Consider the following 17,500-nt stretch of genomic DNA (forward strand, 5'->3'; position numbering starts at 1 on the left):
ATCCTAGTGTTTCCTTTCTCTTTTTCCGGACAATACTTTCATGAGTCCGCTGAGGCTCAGCTCGTTGTTTCCCATTATGCCCTGTGAGAAGAACAGCACTATTACCATGATTACTATGGAAAATACCACCATTCTGAAACCGTTTCTAAGAAGCGGCACTTTGAAGCCGCCAATATACTGTTCGCTGTCGAGGAATCTCAGCCACCACTCGGAGCACGCAACATAAAGGAAGGTTGCGAGAATGCTTCCGCTTACTGAACCAATTCCGCCGATAACTACAATAAGAAGAATCTCGTAAGTCATTACTGAGGTAAACGCTTTTGCCTGTGCATTTGCAACGTACATTGCAAACAGCGCGCCGCCCACTCCCGCAAAGAAGCTGGAGATGACGAACGAGAGCATCTTGTGTTTGAAAAGATTGATACCCATAGCTTCTGCAGCAACTTCGTCGTCGCGAATTGATTTAAAGGCGCGTCCGTAGGAGCTGTGGATCAGAAGAACTATGATTGCGATGCATATGGATGAAATAAGGAACGGGATAAAGGTTGAAAGTCTGACCAGTACGTTCCCCGATGCATCGGTGATGTTGAAGCTTGAGAAGGTCGGGAAGCCCTTAATCATGTTGGCTCCGTTTGTGATTCTTCCAAGCTTTTGCCACTGGAATATTGCACGAAGTATCTCAGCAAAGCCAAGTGTAGCTATTGCGAGGTAGTCGCTCTTAAGTCTGAGAACCGGGATTCCTATAAGATATGCGAAGAATGCAGCAACGCATCCCGCAAGGATAAGTGCTATGAAGCAGCCAAGTATCATGCTGATCGCACCGCCGGCTCCGGTCGTTCCGAAGATGGCACCAAGTCCGTCAATTATAGAGGATTTTAATGCGCAGCCTCCGAAAAGGTAGTAAACCTGCTCTTTCTGGTCTGCAGGAACTGTAAGTATTGCGTAGGTGTATGCACCAAGGAGCATGAAGCCTGCCTGTCCAAGTGAGAACAGTCCTGTAAATCCGTTAAGAAGGTTCATTGATACTGCCACCAGTGAGTAAACGGCCGCTTTTTTCAAAACCGTAAACAGCGGGCTGGTGGGCTGGAATACCTGCGGGAGTCCCGGAATCATAGCGCTTATGTTCTCCAGCAGTATTACAAGCAGCAGAAGTACTGCTATGAATATGTATGCTTTAAGATTAGATTGTTTCTGTTTCATAATTTATACCTTGTCTGTGGCAGCTTCTCCAAAGAGTCCCTGCGGTTTGAATACTAGAATGATGATAAGGAGTGCAAAGGTGAATGCATCGGAGAATACTGAGACGTCCCATGCTGAGGGAAGACCCTTGATGATGGTCTCACAGATTCCGATAAGGAATGCTCCGATGACAGCTCCGGGAATTGAACCAATGCCTCCGAAAACTGCCGCCACAAACGCCTTGAGGCCGGGCATTGCACCGGCCGTAGGCGTAATTGCAGGATAGTTTGTGAAAAACAGTATGGAACCGATTGCCGCAAGAGCGGAACCGATTATGAAAGTTGCGGAGATAACGTTATTTATCTTGATTCCCATGAGTCTTGAAGTTTCAAAATCTTTTGAGACAGCTCTCATGGCCATTCCGACCTTTGTGCGGTTTATGAGCTGTGTAAGAGCATAAACCAGGATGAGTACCAGGAATGGTGTTATTATAACTACCCATTTAGTCTGGGTTCCCGCAACGTTAACCGTGTCAGATAAGAACGGTATTGTGGGATAAGTCATCGGCTGTCCACCGGTAACATAGGTTGCGGTATTTTGAAGAAGATAGCTCACACCTATCGCAGAGATCATAACCGACATTCTCGGCGCATCTCTAAGGGGCTTGTACGCAGCCCTCTCAATCGTAAATCCTAAGAATACCGTAAGCAGTATAACCAGGGGCAGTGACTCTCCTATCGGCAAAGTTGCCGTGAAGTATATTCCCATTAGTCCTGCCACCATGAATACATCGCCGTGAGCAAAGTTGATGAGGCGAAGTATTCCGTATACAAGTGTATAGCCGATTGCGATAAGAGCATATTGCCCGCCAACCGATATTCCCGAGAGCAATACTGAAATGACGTATTCCATAAAACTATTTTCCTTTTACTTATTGTGTTTTATTTTGATGCTGAACCTGTCTGTACTTTCTCGAATGCCCATGTTCCTGTAGCTGTATCAGCAGTCTTGATGTAAGCTGTGTCACGAACTGCATCTCCAATATCATCAAAAGCGATGGAGCCTGATACGCCGTCCCACTTAACACCGGGGATTGCTGATTTGATGGCTGCCTTGTCGCCTGAGCCTGCTGCCTTGATAGCTTCAAGAGCTACATAGTATGCATCATAGCCCATTGCTGTAACTGCTGAAATTGTGTCGTTTCCGCCGTTTGCTGTAAGTGCACTTGAGTTATTGTTAATGTAATCCTTGATACCTTTATCGAAGGTCTCGGAACCACCCTCCTGATAGAAGGTTGATACGAAGAGCTGAAGGTTTGTGCCCTTGGTTGCTTCAAGAACCATGTTGTCATCAAGTGTATCGGATCCAAGGAAAGGAATTCCGATATCAAGTGAAGCTGCCTGCTCCATGATCTGCTTTGCATAAGCGATTGATACAGGTGTGAAGATTACATCTGCACCTTCGCTCTTTGCCTTGTTCAGATATGAAGTAAAGTCAGAGTTGTTTGTAGGGAAAGAATCGGCAATTACCTCACCGCCTGCTCCCTCAAATACCTGCTTGAAGAATGCGATAAGTCCCTGATCATACTCGTTTCCGTTCTCACCGAGGCAGTATGCCTTCTTAGCTGAGAACTTATCCATAGCAAAGTTTGCAAGAACGTCTGCCTGGAAGTTATCAAGGAAACAAATTCTGAAGTAGTAATCATTTCCTGCTGTTACGTTGGGGTTTGTGCAGGTTACGCCGATTGCGGCAAGTCCTGCCTCCTCGAATTTAGGTCCGCCCGCCATTGAAACGCCTGAACCATAGGATCCAAGAACAAGAGATACATCCTTACCTACCAGTTCGGAGGCTGCTGAAGGAGCCTTGTCTGCCGATGATCCGTTATCAGCTATTACAAGCTCGATGTTGTAGGTCTTTCCACCCACTTCAACTGTGGGAGTCTCGGAGTTAGCGTACTGCATTCCAAGAATCTCTTTCTTTCCGCCGGAAGCAGAGTCACCTGTTGAAGGCTCAAAGATACCGATCTTGATGGTATCGCCTGAGGATGATCCTCCGCCGTTTGCTGCTCCACCGCCAGATGAGCCGCAGGCAACAAGACCAAGCGCCATTACTCCCGCCATTGCCATTGCAAGAAACTTTTTCATTACCATTTTTAATTCCTCCTCACTAATTAAATTTTTAATTACATAAGCGGAACTACTATTGGATACAATAGTACAAAATTAAAGAACTCTTTACCATTTTAAACCATTAAAGTGTCATTTACAATTAAATCCATACTATTTTCTGACATCCACAGAAATCTGCCTATGAAAAAAAGGCGCCTTGAAACACTGTGTGATTCAAAACGCCTTCGTTTGTATACAAGTATACTCATTGAAAATATTTTTTCAACCGGATTTTGAACGAACCGCCGCAGAAACTCCTCCTGCCGTTACATAATCGGAGATTGTTACTTCTCCAAGTACTGACTTGGCTGCGTTATACATTTCTTCCCATATTTTATCCATGAAATTATCCTCCTAATACTTTTCAATCGTGGACAGCTATCGCATGGACAGCGTTAGCCTTTCGACGTCGTCCCTGCGGTCCTAGTCAAAAGGACTACTGTCTCAACATGCACTGTGTTCGGGAACATGTCGCATGGGCGGACGCGTTTTAGCTCATAGCCGCCGTCCACAAGGATTCGGAGGTCTCTGGCAAGGGTGGCGGAGTCGCAGCTGACATAGACAATGCGGTCGGGACTCATCTTGAGCATGGTATCAAGACAGTCTTTGTCGCAGCCCTTGCGGGGCGGATCCACAACGATGACATCGGGGTGGAGAGCCTTCTCCCTATCAGCCGGTATTTTCCCTTCATAGAAAGCAGGAAGGACTTCCTCTGCTTTTCCAACATAAAATGTAGCATTTTCTATATTATTGGAGCGTGCATTCTCCCTGGCATTTTCTATAGCCTGTGGTATAACCTCCACGCCGTAGACATGGCCTGCTTTCTTCGCCATGGACAGGCTGATTGTGCCGATTCCGCAATAGAGATCCCAGACAGTCTCATTTCCTGTAAGACCGGCATAAGAGACCGCCGTGTTATATAGTTTCTCTGTCTGAATCGGATTCACCTGATAAAAAGAGAGCGGTGAAATTCGAAATTCAATTCCGCAGAGTGTATCTTTTATGGAATCCTCTCCCCAAAGAGTATGGATTTCACGGCCAAGAATTACGTTGGTCTTTTCATTATTGATGTTTACAGTTATGCTCTTAACGCCATTTACCGAGCGAAGTTTCTCAATCAGTTTTTCCTGATTTCTGATGTACTCGATTTTTTCTTCATTTGAAAAATGATTGTCTGACTTTATCTTTGCGTTTGTGCCGCTCTTCGTAACATACTTAATAACAAGGCACACCATGATTTCTTTACTGGTGAAGCCCTTCCTGATAAGTACATGGCGCACAACTCCCTTGCCGGTAGTTTCCTCATAGGCAGGGATGCGGTTTTTCTCCATGTGATCAAGGACTATACTCAAGATTTCGCGGTTTTCCTCCACTCCAAGAAGGCAGTCCTCCACAGGGATTATCGCGTGTGTTCTTCCCGCATAAAAACCGGCAATGGTTTTCCCGTTCTTGTCCGTTCCTATGGGGAACTGCGCTTTGTTTCTGTATCTGAAATAAGCCGGAAGACCTTCCTTATCTTCCTCCATCCCGATGATCGGTTCCATGACTGAGTCTATAAACTCAGGCTCGAAACAGCCCAGCCTTATGATATTGTTTCTGACTTTTTCGGTTTTGAATTCGAGCTGCTTTTTGTAATGAAGATTCTGAATCTGGCACCCGCCGCAGGCCTTTGATACAGGACACTGGGGCTTAATCCTAAACTCTGATGGCTCGAGGATCTCATCAAGATGAGCATAGGCGTAGTTCTTCTTACTTTTCATAATGGAAACTTTTACAAGATCGCCTATAACTGCGTCCTTTACAAAAAGGGTATAGCCGTCAACCTTGCCAATACCCTCTCCGTCGTTTCCTATATCTTCAATCCTCACCGTGAGGATATCTCCCTTGTTGTAGGGGGAATTGATTTTCTTTGTCATGCGGGCTCCTTTCCCCTCATCCGTCAGCTTCGCTGACACCTTCCCCCCAAGGGGAAGGCATATTAGATTTCACTTTCCCCAATGGGAAGGCTTTACTGATTCCACTGTAGTCTGTGGAGTTCGCCCTCCTCTTCCATTCCGGGGAAGCCGTTCTGTCTTAAGGCTTCGTACAAAACGATCGCAACGGAATTGGAGAGATTGAGGGACCTGATGTCGTGTCCCATGGGGATTCTAATGCAGTCCTCTTCATTATCCACGAGGATTTCCTCTGGAATTCCGGCACTCTCCTTACCAAACATGATGAAATCATCCATGCCGTAGCTAACCTCTGTATAGGAGCGCTTTGCTTTTGTGGTCGCAAGCCAGACCTTGGCACCCGGATGCTTTTCCTTGAATTCTTCGTAATTAATGTAGCGAGTGTAATCGAGCTTATCCCAGTAGTCCATGCCCGCGCGCTTTATATCTTTTCCGTGAAGTGCGAAGCCAAGGGGCTCGATAAGATGCAGGGAGCTGCCCGTTGCAACGCAGGTTCTCCCGATATTGCCGGTATTCTGCGGAATCTCCGGCTGATGAAGTACTATGTGCATTACAGTCCCTCCTCGTCGCTGTCCATTGAAGCGGCCTTAGGTACTGAGAATATGAACTCTGTTCCGACTCCGACGGTTGAAATGCAATTAATATTTTCTCCGTGAGCCTTGATTATTTCTTTTACGATTGAAAGGCCGAGTCCGGTTCCCTTTTTGTCCTTACCGCGGGACGCATCGGATTTATAGAATCTTTCGAAGACCATCTTCTGGTCTTCCTTGGGAATTCCGATTCCGCTATCCTTAACCGAGACGAATACTTTGCTTCTTTTCTCGGTGGTCTCGATCTTGATAACCGAATCGTGGTGGCTGAACTTTATGGCATTGTCCAGAAGGTTATAGAGAACCTGCTGAATCTTACTCATGTCGGCGTTAACTATCATCTTATCATCAGTCAGCACCAGCTCTATCGCAATTTTCTTCTCAAGGCAGGTCATCTCAAAACTGGCCGCGGTGTTGCGTATTACCTGGTTTATGTCAAAATCGGCCTTTTCAAGGAGCATTCCTTTGGCGTTCAGATTGTTGAGCGTAAGAAGGCCGTTGGTAAGCTTGGTAAGTCGCTCGGTTTCATTCAATACTATGCCGAGGTATTTTTCATGCATCTCCTGCGGTATGGTACCATCCAGCATTGCTTCGATATATCCGCGAATTGAGGTAAGAGGTGAACGGAAATCGTGGGAGACGTTCGCCACGAATTTTTTCTGATCCTCCTCCTGCCTTGCAATCTCGCCCGCCATATATGACAGGGATGCCGCAAGATAGCCCATCTCGTCCTCGGACTCCACCGAGAATTCATAGTTCATGTTGCCGGCAGCATACTCCTCTGTCGCCTGCGTAATTCTTCGAAGCGGAATGTATACAAGCTCTGTGAAAAAGATGAGTATTATCAGTGACAGCAAAAACATGACGATGAGCATCAGGTAGGAAATATTCAGGAATTCATCCGCAGTTTTCCTAAGCTGGCTCATGGGCGTATGGATGATAACATAGGCCTGAACCTTGTAATTGGCTGTGATAGGGGCAAAAACGGAAAGTACGCTCTCTTGGAAATTCCCCCAGAAATCACCTATGGTGTAGTAGGTTCCGCCTGTTGCGGTGGGATCAAAGCCTTCAATCTTGATCTCCTCGCCCTGTTCGATGACGTTGGAAGAATCCAGAACCAGACGTCCCGAGGGGTTGACTATCCAAATCCTCGCTCCGTCCATGTATTTTGAGAGGGCAACGAGCTGCTGCTGAACCGTTTCAAGCGAGGTTTCGCTGTTATAAAGGTCCGCAGCGTAGGTATTCGCAATCTGCGTTGCCTCAGCATAGAGACTCTCTGCCTTTTTCCGGCGGCAGTGCTCCAGCGTCATGTTTGACACGAAGGTCGCCACCATTATGAAACCGAAAATGGCAAAGAGAAGATATGCAATTAAGAATTTTAGATATAGTGTTCGTTTCATTTAAGTTTATGAAACCTCAAACTTGTAACCGATTCCCCAGATTGTTGCGATTCTCCAGGTCTCATGATCTTTGATCTTTTCTCTGAGTCTCTTGATGTGAACATCTACAGTTCTAGTGTCTCCGACATATTCGTATCCCCAAATCTGATCAAGAAGCTGCTCTCTTGTGAAAACTCTGTTCGGAGAGGATGCCAGGAAGTATAAAAGCTCCAGCTCCTTAGGAGGCATATCCAGCCTTGAACCCTGATAGTTAACAGAATAGTTTGTCATGTTAATCTCAAGATCCTGATATTTTACAACCTTGTCGTCGGAAGGCTCTGTCTCTGTCACGATGGGCTTGTATCTTCTGAGAACAGCCTTGACTCTCGCAACCAGTTCCTTGGAATCAAACGGTTTTTCCATATAATCATCGGCGCCCATCTCGAGTCCGAGCACCTTATCAAAAACTTCTCCCTTAGCGGAGAGCATGATTATCGGTGTCTGAGATCTGGTCCTAAGCTCTCTGCAGACCTGATATCCGTCAATTCCGGGAAGCATGAGATCCAGGAGCACGAGATTCGGCTCAAATGTATCAAATGCAGCAAGAGCTGACTCACCATCCCCTACGATAAGGGTGTCAAAACACTCCTTAACGAGGTAAAGTGAGATAAGCTCTGCGATATTGCTGTCGTCGTCGACTATTAAGATTTTCTGTTTCGTTACCATATTTGCCCTCATCCGCCCCTTCGGGGCACCTTCTCCCAGCGGGAGAAGGCATTATATTTTTATCGTCCTCCACAGGAAAGGCTCTTATTTTATAAATGTCACGATTGTCACACCTGAGTCTCCCTCACCGAACTCGCCAAGTTTAAAGGACTTGACGTAAGGTGCGGCCTTAAGGTGATCGTGTACGGCCTGTCTGAGGACTCCGGAGCCCTTGCCGTGTACGATTCTAACTGAAGGAAGGTGCGATACATAGGCGCTGTCGAGATATTTATCGAGCTCGGCGATAGCATCCGCGCTGTTTAATCCTATGAGATTGAGCTCGGTTCTGATGTTCTTTGCCCCGGACAGGTCCATTTTATGCTGTCCGTAGAACTTCTTCATCTGCTCCTTGCCGCCCTCTTCCTTGATAAGCTCAAGGTCGTCAATGTGCGCTCTTGATTTCATAATACCACATTGAACCATGACATTCCCATCTTTATCGGGCTTGGAGCTGATTGTTCCCTTGAGCCCCATGGAAATAATTCGCACCGAATCACCAAGCTTAATCTGTGTGGGTTTAAGCTTCTTGTGACCGGGAGTCTGCGGCTTATTCTTTATAGAAAGCTTCTGGTTCTTATCGGAGATCTTCTTGTTGACGCTCTGACGCGCTCTCTCAAGCTCCTGCATGGGAACTCCCGCCTCAGCCTTGCGCATTGTTCTGATGGTCTCATCAGCTGCGTCCTTGGCTTCCTGCAGAATCTCCCTGGCTTCCTCATGGGCCTGTCTTAATATCTTGTCCCTTGATTCATCGAGCTTAGTCTGCTTGCCCTGGAGCTCTTCCTTAAGCTGTTCAACTTCCTTCTTATAGCGCTCGATCTCGATGCGCTCGTTCTCAATTGTAACTCTGCTGTTTTCAAGGTCAGTCAATAGATCCTCGAATTTGCGGTTATCCTGACTAATCTGTGCGCCTGCTGCCTCTATGATTTCATCGGAAAGCCCGAGTCTTTTCGATATTGCAAAGGCATTACTTTTTCCCGGAACTCCAATCAAAAGTCTGTAGGTCGGTCTCAGCGACTCCACATCAAACTCGCAGCTGGCATTCTGTATGCCCTCAGTCGTGAGCGCGTAAACCTTTAACTCACTGTAGTGAGTCGTCGCCATGGTTCTGATGCCGCGCTTATGGAGGTGATCCAGAATAGATATAGCAAGAGCAGCACCCTCAGTGGGGTCGGTTCCGGCTCCGAGCTCATCGAAGAGGCACAGCGAGTTTTCATCGGCATTCTCAAGAATGCGCACGGTGTTTGTCATGTGCGAGGAAAAAGTGGACAAGCTCTGCTCAATACTCTGCTCATCACCAATGTCGGCATAAATCTCATTAAATACGGAAAGCTCCGATCTGTCGGCCGCCGGAATAGCTAGTCCGGCCTGTCCCATTAATGTAAGAAGGCCCACAGTTTTAAGCGTAACCGTCTTACCTCCGGTATTTGGACCGGTGATTATTATCATATCGAAATCCTTGCCCGCATAGACGTCTATCGGCACGGCTTTTTTCTTATCAAGAAGCGGATGACGCCCCTTTATGATATTGAAATAGTGTCTCTCATTGAAAATCGGAGTGATGGCATTCTGCGAAAGAGCAAGTGAAGCCTTCGCAAACACAAAGTCAAGCTCCGTCATGATAGCCGCGTTATCGGAAAGCGCAGTAAGATAACCGCCTACTTCAGCGGAAAGTCTTGCAAGTATGACCTCAATTTCAGCCTTCTCCATTGCAGCCAGCTCGCGAAGCTTGTTGTTAAGCTCAACGATAACCGCAGGTTCTATGAAAAGTGTGGAACCTGTAGAGGACTGGTCGTGGACGATACCGTTTACCTGGCTTTTGTACTCGGCCTTGATCGGGATGCAGTAGCGGTCGCCTCTCATGGTGACAACAGCCTCCTGCAGGTAGGATCTTAAAGATCCGTTAACCATTTTTCCAAGCTGGTCGTGAATTCTGTCGCCTGTGATCTGGATGTCGCGCCTTATATGGCGAAGTGCAGGGCTTGCATCCGAAGATATCTCATCCTCTGAAATAATACAGCGTCTGATCTCACCTGCAACCGGAGTCAGCGGTTCAAGTCCGTCAAAAAGATCAGAAAGGACATCTCTGTTATCCTCTTCCTTATCTGATCTTCCGTAGCTCTTCACTCTGTTTACATTATCCAAAAAGCTCGCAATATTAAGGAGCTGCGGTGCATCAAGGCTGCTCCCTATTTTCAGAGCCTTCAGATACCCGCTTATGTCTTTGTTGCTTCCGAAGGAAACGGATCCCTTCTTGAAAATTCTGGAGATACCGGCGTCGGTTTTCTTCAGATTCTTCTGAATCTCACGAAGATCAGAGGATGGTAACAGCTCCCTGCAGGCCCTTTTTCCGGGCTCAGAGGTCGCATGGTTACTCAATTCTTCAATTATTTTGTCGTATTCTAATACGTGTAAAACTTTTTCATTCATTATGATTCAACCCTGGTGTCAAACAGGTTGCTCTCGAGAAGCTTGTTGTACCCGAGCCAACCCACTTCATTCGTGTTATTAAGTATCTCAGTAAATGTCTCGAGTTTGGCATCCGTGTTGTCCGCAAGGTGAAGCGCCATGGCTTCAATGATAGCGGGCATCTTGGGTGAGCCATACTCATATTTCCCGTGGTGCGATAAAATGCAGTGCTGAAGCTCCTGCTTTAAGAGCACAGGGAAATCATTAATGTCTTTAATCTTCTCTGCAACCATCTCACTGCCCATGACGATGTGCCCCAGGAACTGGCCCTCGTTCGTGTAATCATTCTCAGGGAAAAGTGAGAGTTCTCTCGTTTTTCCTATATCATGGCAGATTGCGGCTGTTATAAGAAGATCTCTGTTTATGGCAGGATATGCCTTGGAAAAATAGTCGCACATTCTGGTAACGCTCAGGGTGTGCTCCAAAAGTCCGCCCACAAAGCCGTGGTGAACCGATTTTGCCGCAGAAGACTTGCGAAATGCCTTCACAAATTCCTCATCCTTAATGAAAAGTGCTTCAAGAAGCGCCTTCAGATACTGGTTGCCAACAGTATTAATGATGGCCAGAAGGTCCTTGTACATTTCGTCGTTGTTCTTCGAAGATACCGGCAGATAGAGCGACTCATCGTACTCGCCCTCATGACAAAGGCGCGCTCTCTTGATGTTGATCTGAAGCGCGTTGTTGAAGGTTGTCACCTCACCGAAAACGTCTATATAATCCAGGGAATCGAAGTCGTCAATTCCCTCGCTGTTGGGCTCCCAGACCTTTGCGTCGACAGTTCCTGTCTTATCCTGCAAGGTAACGGAATAGTAGGTCTTTCCGTTTTTTGTTGTTGCTGCCTGCATGTGTTTGCAAAAGTAGATGTCGGCAACCCTGTCGCCGTTGTTTAAATCTTTGATGAATTTCATTTAGTTCTCCTGTTGTTTCTAGGTCCCTCATCCGGCGCTTCGCGCCACCTTCTCCCAGAGGGAGAAGGCTAAATGTTCTATTCCGCATTATCGGTTGAGTTGTCCGATGATATATCAATTGTGAGTTCGGCGTAGCCCTCGGCTGCCTGTCTCATTAATGTAAGTGTCACCTGAGTTCCGGGCTTGACATCTCTGATTCTTGATACGAAGGTGTCAAATCCTGCCACTTCCTCTCCGTTCACTGCGGTTATTATATCTCCGCTCTGAACTCCCGAAAGCATCGCCGGTGAATCCATTTCCGTACGTATTACATAGGCACCTGCAGGGATGTTCTCTCCCTCCTGAAGGTCCTTTGGGACAGTCTGTCCATGTATGCCCACAAAGGTTCTCCCTTTTCCGTTGGACAGATCCTCGATAAGTGCCCGAAGCTCTGTAATTCCCACAGCCGAAAGGACGTTAGGCATAGCCTGCGTGTTGTACTTCATGTCGATGAATCCCACAACGGAGCCGGAAAGATTAATGATGGCACCGCTTGCGTTGGTGCTTCCGTTCATGTCCGTTGTAAGGAGCTTGTAATTTGAATCAGCAAGATCAAGATCCGAGTTAGCAGATGTGACAAAGCCGTAGCACATGGATCCTCTGGTGCCCATGGGTCTTCCCACTGCAATTACAGGGGTTCCGATCACTCCGCCGGTCTTGGAGCTTCCAAGAGGCGCTACGCCTATTGCCGCCCTGGTGTTTTCCGAAATATCCTTGTATTTTACCGCAACAATACCAAGCCCCGTAACCGCATCGCTCTGCTTCAAATATGCGCTGCCCACGGTTTCATCGCAGAAAGTGACCTGAATCGATTCAGCATCGCTGATTGCCGAAGTCTGAACCAGGATCAGATACTCAGCCCCGTTGTCCGCCACAATCACGCCGCAGGTCTGTCCTTCACTCTCGTAGGGATCGTTGATCCAGTTGGTGTCCGAGGTTTTTGACGTCACTGTCACAAGGCTCTTCTCAGCACTTGTGGCAACACTTTTTAAAGAAGCGTACATATCCATGTAATCGGTCTGATCTGCCTGGTGCGAAGTCATCTCGCTCTTCATCTTGGAGAGCTCGGATGATGCCATGTCTATGGCAACGCTGGCAGCCTCGGCCGCAATGGCATTGTCATCAGCGTACATATCCTCAGGCTGCATCTCATCCGCAACCGTCTCCTCTGTGAGTGCCACGGGTGTGGGGGTCTCCTCCGGATATAGCCTGTTGTTTATAACGGGCGCCAGAAAAACGAATGTCAGGCACGCCACCGCGCCAAATACCACTGCCAATGTCATAGTTATAAGAGTTCTTCTAAGAAGCTTTTTCTTGTTTATGGGGCGCTGCTTGATTTTTTCTCTTAGGAAATCTGCCCTGGCTATCGGGCTTTTCTCAGGATCAAGCTTTACGTCGTCCACGTTTTCCCTGTTATCTTCCATAACTGCCTCTTGATTATCTGTGGTTATCTATGAACCGCTTTAATCTCTCCATTGCCTTTTTAAGGTCATCTAGTGAATATGCATAGGATATTCTTATGAAGCCCTCGCCGCAGTCTCCGAATGCGTTTCCGGGTACCACTGCCAGTTTTTCCTCCTGGAGAAGCTTAGTTGCAAACTCATCGCTGCTCATCCCGAATTCCTTGATGCACGGGAATATGTAAAAAGCTCCGAAGGGCTCAAAGCACGGAAGTCCAAGGTCTCTGAGCTCCTTTACAAGATATCTTCTCCTCTGGTTATACTGCTCACGCATCATGGCAACGTCTTCATCGCCATTTTTCAGTGCCTCCACAGCAGCATACTGGCTGGTCGTGGGTGCGCACATGATAGCGAACTGATGGATTTTGGTCATCTGAGCTATGATGTCCTTCGGTCCGCACGCGTATCCCAGTCTCCATCCGGTCATCGCATAGGATTTCGAAAAACCGTTGATAAGAACGGTTCTCTCGTACATTCCGGGAATCTCTACAATTGACACATGTTTGTCGGTATAGGTCAGTTCTGAGTAGATCTCATCGGATATTACGAAGAGGTCCTTCTCCTCTATAACCTTTGCAATGGCCTCGAGGTCCTTCTTTTCCATAATTGCCCCTGTCGGGTTGTTGGGGAAAGGCAGAACAAGTATCTTGGTCTTGTCCGTTACATGCTCTAGTATCTCTTCAGCTGTAAGTCTGAATTCATTTTCTTCCTTAAGCTCGATCATAACCGGCTTTGCTCCCGCAAGGATTGCGCAGGGCTCATAGGAAACGTAGCTGGGCTGCGGTATTAAAACCTCATCTCCGGGATCAACCATTGCCCTGAGTGCAAGGTCAATCGCTTCGGAACCTCCGACGGTGACAAGCACCTGGTCGTCGGGATCATATTGTATGTTCTGTCTGCGTTTTAAGTAATTGCAGACTTCTACCTTAAGTTCTCTCAAACCGGAATTGGACGTGTAGAAAGTGCGTCCTTTTTCCAATGAATAAATGCCCTCATCCCTGATATGCCAGGGTGTATCAAAATCGGGTTCACCCACACCAAGTGATATTGCGCCATCAATAGACTTCACAACATCAAAGAATTTGCGGATTCCCGAGGGCTTGATTTCAACGATTTTCTCAGAAAGCGGATTCCTCATGGTGTGACTATCTCCCTTGTATCTTCATATTTTTTTGTCAAAATTGTTCCGTGCTCTTTGTACTTCTGAAGTATGAAGTGCGTAGAGCAGCTAAGGACAGTATCAAGCGGTGACAGTTTGTTTGTAACAAAGGTTGCCACTTCCTTAAGGCTCTTGCCCTCAAGCATTACCATGAGGTCAAAACCGCCTGACATCAGATATACACTTGTAACTTCCGGATATTTATAAATTCTCTCAGCAATGGAATCAAAGCCAATACCTCTCTGAGGTGTAACCTTAACCTCGATGAGAGCCATTACCTTCTCTATGTTGGTTTTGGACCAGTCAATCATCGTATGATAACCACAGATGATTCCCTCATCCTCAAGAGCTCTGAGTTCATTCGCGACTTCGATCTCCGGCGCGGCCAGAATCACCGCCAGTTCCTCAACGCCTATACGGCTGTTCTTATCAATTGCGCGAAGTAATTCATCTCTGTTTACCATGGTATTCTCCTCCAAACATTTAAATAGACGGGTAAAATGGCATACTTTGCCCTGCACATATTCTCATTATTGTACCATAAAATCAGCACTTGTTATACCTGCAAGCTTAAGGATCTCATCCGGCTGGGGTTTATCGAGGTAGCGGACTTCATCGTCGTTGATGATCTTCTTATCATTACTGTCGGTCGTAACACCAATTATTTCAGCATTTATTCCGGCTTCTTCATAGGCTCTGACAAGGCCCTTACCGTCGTCAGTGAGAATCAGGAGCGAACCGCCTGAGATCATCTGGTAGGGATTGAGGCCAAGATGATTTGTAATCTCAATAGTTTCCTGGCGGATTGGAATCTTTTTTAGGTACACTTCTATGCCGCAGCGAGCTCTGGCGGCAATGTCCCAGAGGGCAGCAAAGACGCCACCCGATGAGATATCATGTAAAAATACAACGCCGGATGTCTCCCTACAAGCTGACGTTTCTTCACAGGAATTGCAACCCGGTTGCTCTAATCTGTTCTCCAGCGCGATCTCCGCATCCCTTCTAACAGAAACAAGCTTTTTGAAATCCTGTGCCTCGCGAATCATGTAGTCAGGAAGGCGTTCAGACAGCTTCTCTGCGCATTCACTGGCAAGGATAGCTGTTCCTTCTACAGCAGCCCACTTGGTCATGACAATATCGAGTCCTGCGTAGGATTTCTTTTCTGAAAACTGGCTACTTTTTTCTCCGGTAACAACCGCGGTTATCATAGGCCTTGAAACCGCATCCGTCACCTCAGTATGTCCGCCTTCTACGGCAATTCCAAGCTCATTCGTGGCAGCGATGGCTCTTCTCATAATAACCTTAAGCTCTGCTTCCTCTGTATCCACAGGAAGCATTACGTTAAGCACTGCCATCAGAGGTTTTCCGCCGTCGCAGAATATGTTGTTTGCCGCATTGTGGACAGCATAATAAGCCGCCTCCTCCGAAATAGCTGTAAATGTGGACACAGCTGTCATAATTGTGCTTCCTTTTTCATCTAAAGAATAAGCGCAGTCTGACCTTCCAGCTGCGCTTTTCTTATTGGAATCACTTTTAATAAGTTTAAGTACCGAGCGATTTAAAACGCTCTCAGTTACTTTTCCGATTCTCATTTATTCATTTTCTCCGTGAATACTCTGCCAATATCGGCAATATCTCGGGTTCCGATTCACCGCATCTATCAGTCAGCCGGCGGTGGTACTTCCTCCTGCACGGGATCTATCGGTGCAGGTGTATCATCCGCTGCGGGTGCAGGTGTCTCCGCAGGAGTTGCCTGTTCTGCGGGAGCTGTCTGCTCTGCGGGAGCTGTCTGCTCTGCCGGAGCTGTCTGTTCCGCGGGTGCTGCTTCCGTTGCCGGAGCTGCTTCAGGATTCTGTGCTGCCTGCTGAGCTGCAAGCTGTGCTTCTGCCGATGCAGCCTGAGCTGCAGCTGCTGCCTGTGCGGCCTCCACATCACCGCCCTGTGCGGCAACCTGTTGAACAGCGGCGATTGCGCCTGCCACTGCTTTTATCTGGTTGATGTCACCGGTTGCAATTGCTGTTGCAATCTGTGCTGCAGCAGTCGGATCTGATGTTGCGGTTCCTACTGTGATAATTCTGGGAACCATCTTATAAGTACTGGTATTGATTACCTCACGATTTGTCTCGGAGCCGTTTTCATAAGTAATCTTCCAAAGCTGTGCCTTATATCCGATGTGTGCAGACTGGGTACTTACTGTACCTATCGGTGATCCGCCGTCTGCAACTATCTGGTCAGCACCTGCCGGTGTTTCCTCTAAAACTTCACTCTGGTACTCAACCTTATGTGTGGAAGGTCTTGTCTCCACGCCGTAGATAGTGAAGGTTATATGCTTATCTGTAGTAGTTACACCCTCTATATAAATAGGGTGCTCTGTGCTGTTTACAAACTTGAAGTTCTTACCGCCGGTCTCTGCAATCGCAGCATCCATAGACGGTTTAACATAATTGATGATCATTGAGTGGTTGTGACGCTCGGTAACCTGAAGCTCTGCCTTCAAAACAGCATTGTAAAGTGTACTTGAAACCTGGCAGATACCACCGCCAACACTTTCAACAACTATTCCGTTAAGGTACGAACCTGCGGGAAAATAACCGTTAGCCTCCGTAAAAGGAGTTATAGTCTCAAGAACTGAGAACTCCTCTCCGGGATAAACAGTTGTACCGTTGATAAGGCTACAGCCGTTTGCTACATTGGCACTTCTGGCAGCACCTGATGAAGAATAGCTTGTAGTATAGGTTCCGAGAACATCCTTGACTTGACTAAGCTCCTCGTAACTACCCTCAGGCAAATCCTCCTCAATCACAACATCAATTGCACAATCGTTGTGATCCCAGCTTTCCTGGATATAATCCTTAATAGCGGTAAGAGAAGCCTGTTCATCAAGAATATAGCCTGTCTGTCCCTCTGAAATAGTGAATCCATCACCGGTTTTCTTCAGAGTGTAATTAGCCTTGGAAGCATTAAAGGGTGCGCAGTTTACTTCCAGGATCTGGTAGATTGCATCGTCATTAAAGGAATACTCGATGTTATAACGTTGTGTACTGTGCTCAAGGTCCTTGATCGCCTTGTATCGCTGAATAATGTTGCCCTTTCTGCAAAGAGCAAAAGCTTCATCAACTACTTCGGGATTAGCCCAGCCGAGACCGAAATCGGCCACTGTTACTGCTACGCTCTGTCCCTCTCCTTTTCCTCTGAGTGTCACATTCTTGGCACGAAGCTGCTCGATGTACTGGCCTACAGCCTCTGTAGCCTGCTCAGTTGTCATGCCCGAAACATCAACATCACCAATGAAAACTCCCTGGTGAATAGTATCTGAAGCGGCGTTAGCGCTACCTGCCGGAATTACAAGTGCAAGCGTAAGCGCCATCAGACAAAGGAACATAAATTTTTTCATAATCTCTCCATTTCGCCACTTTCCTGGCAAATACCGGTGTT

At 47.1% G+C, this 17,500-nt stretch carries 14 protein-coding genes; all 14 read right to left on the reverse strand.

Going from position 1 to position 17,500, the window contains the following annotated elements; all coding sequences use genetic code 11:
• Positions 1 to 3 precede the first annotated feature (3 nt).
• The 14 genes from G630_RS0111855 to G630_RS21715 all read right to left on the reverse strand — a co-directional run bounded on the left by G630_RS0111855 (position 4) and on the right by G630_RS21715 (position 17,459).
• Positions 4 to 1,200: a branched-chain amino acid ABC transporter permease gene (locus tag G630_RS0111855; RefSeq protein WP_044959220.1), complete on the reverse strand. Its 1,197-nt coding sequence runs from the start codon at positions 1,198 to 1,200 to the stop codon at positions 4 to 6.
• A 3-nt stretch (positions 1,201 to 1,203) separates the two neighbouring features.
• The gene (locus G630_RS0111860; protein ID WP_022760990.1) at positions 1,204 to 2,091 is read right to left on the reverse strand and encodes a branched-chain amino acid ABC transporter permease; all 888 of its coding nucleotides are present in this window, start codon (positions 2,089 to 2,091) and stop codon (positions 1,204 to 1,206) included.
• A 29-nt stretch (positions 2,092 to 2,120) separates the two neighbouring features.
• Positions 2,121 to 3,329, reverse strand: a complete 1,209-nt coding sequence (locus G630_RS0111865) for an ABC transporter substrate-binding protein (protein WP_242829932.1) — start codon at positions 3,327 to 3,329, stop codon at positions 2,121 to 2,123.
• A 413-nt stretch (positions 3,330 to 3,742) separates the two neighbouring features.
• Positions 3,743 to 5,263: a 23S rRNA (uracil(1939)-C(5))-methyltransferase RlmD gene (gene rlmD / locus G630_RS0111875; RefSeq protein WP_044959244.1), complete on the reverse strand. Its 1,521-nt coding sequence runs from the start codon at positions 5,261 to 5,263 to the stop codon at positions 3,743 to 3,745.
• Positions 5,264 to 5,355: 92 nt separating this feature from the next.
• A complete protein-coding gene (locus tag G630_RS0111880) occupies positions 5,356 to 5,850 on the reverse strand; it encodes a tRNA (cytidine(34)-2'-O)-methyltransferase (protein ID WP_022760984.1) in 495 nt (164 codons plus the stop codon).
• Positions 5,850 to 7,289, reverse strand: coding sequence for a sensor histidine kinase (locus G630_RS0111885; RefSeq protein ID WP_022760983.1), 1,440 nt, complete (start codon positions 7,287 to 7,289; stop codon positions 5,850 to 5,852). The genes G630_RS0111880 and G630_RS0111885 overlap by 1 nt, the downstream gene beginning before the upstream one ends.
• Positions 7,290 to 7,295: 6 nt before the next feature.
• On the reverse strand, positions 7,296 to 7,994 hold the full coding sequence (locus G630_RS0111890; protein WP_026498695.1) for a response regulator transcription factor: 699 nt from the start codon (positions 7,992 to 7,994) through the stop codon (positions 7,296 to 7,298).
• Between the two features lie 84 nt (positions 7,995 to 8,078).
• The gene (locus tag G630_RS0111895; RefSeq protein ID WP_026498696.1) at positions 8,079 to 10,460 is read right to left on the reverse strand and encodes an endonuclease MutS2; all 2,382 of its coding nucleotides are present in this window, start codon (positions 10,458 to 10,460) and stop codon (positions 8,079 to 8,081) included.
• Positions 10,460 to 11,407, reverse strand: a complete 948-nt coding sequence (locus G630_RS0111900; RefSeq protein ID WP_022760980.1) for a 3'-5' exoribonuclease YhaM family protein — start codon at positions 11,405 to 11,407, stop codon at positions 10,460 to 10,462. The genes G630_RS0111895 and G630_RS0111900 overlap by 1 nt, the downstream gene beginning before the upstream one ends.
• Positions 11,408 to 11,484: 77 nt before the next feature.
• Positions 11,485 to 12,870, reverse strand: coding sequence for a S1C family serine protease (locus G630_RS21700; protein ID WP_022760979.1), 1,386 nt, complete (start codon positions 12,868 to 12,870; stop codon positions 11,485 to 11,487).
• A 13-nt stretch (positions 12,871 to 12,883) separates the two neighbouring features.
• Positions 12,884 to 14,044: an aminotransferase class I/II-fold pyridoxal phosphate-dependent enzyme gene (locus G630_RS0111910; RefSeq protein ID WP_022760978.1), complete on the reverse strand. Its 1,161-nt coding sequence runs from the start codon at positions 14,042 to 14,044 to the stop codon at positions 12,884 to 12,886.
• Positions 14,041 to 14,529: an Lrp/AsnC family transcriptional regulator gene (locus G630_RS0111915; protein WP_022760977.1), complete on the reverse strand. Its 489-nt coding sequence runs from the start codon at positions 14,527 to 14,529 to the stop codon at positions 14,041 to 14,043. Before G630_RS0111915 ends, G630_RS0111910 begins: the two co-directional genes overlap by 4 nt.
• A gap of 66 nt (positions 14,530 to 14,595) precedes the next feature.
• Positions 14,596 to 15,657: an AIR synthase related protein gene (locus tag G630_RS23645; RefSeq protein WP_026498697.1), complete on the reverse strand. Its 1,062-nt coding sequence runs from the start codon at positions 15,655 to 15,657 to the stop codon at positions 14,596 to 14,598.
• 68 nt (positions 15,658 to 15,725) lie between these two features.
• Positions 15,726 to 17,459, reverse strand: coding sequence for a VanW family protein (locus G630_RS21715; RefSeq protein ID WP_081667901.1), 1,734 nt, complete (start codon positions 17,457 to 17,459; stop codon positions 15,726 to 15,728).
• Between the last annotated feature and the right edge of the window lie 41 nt (positions 17,460 to 17,500).

Origin of the sequence: Butyrivibrio sp. WCD2001, assembly GCF_000424485.1 — a bacterium.
Lineage (GTDB): Bacteria > Bacillota > Clostridia > Lachnospirales > Lachnospiraceae > Butyrivibrio.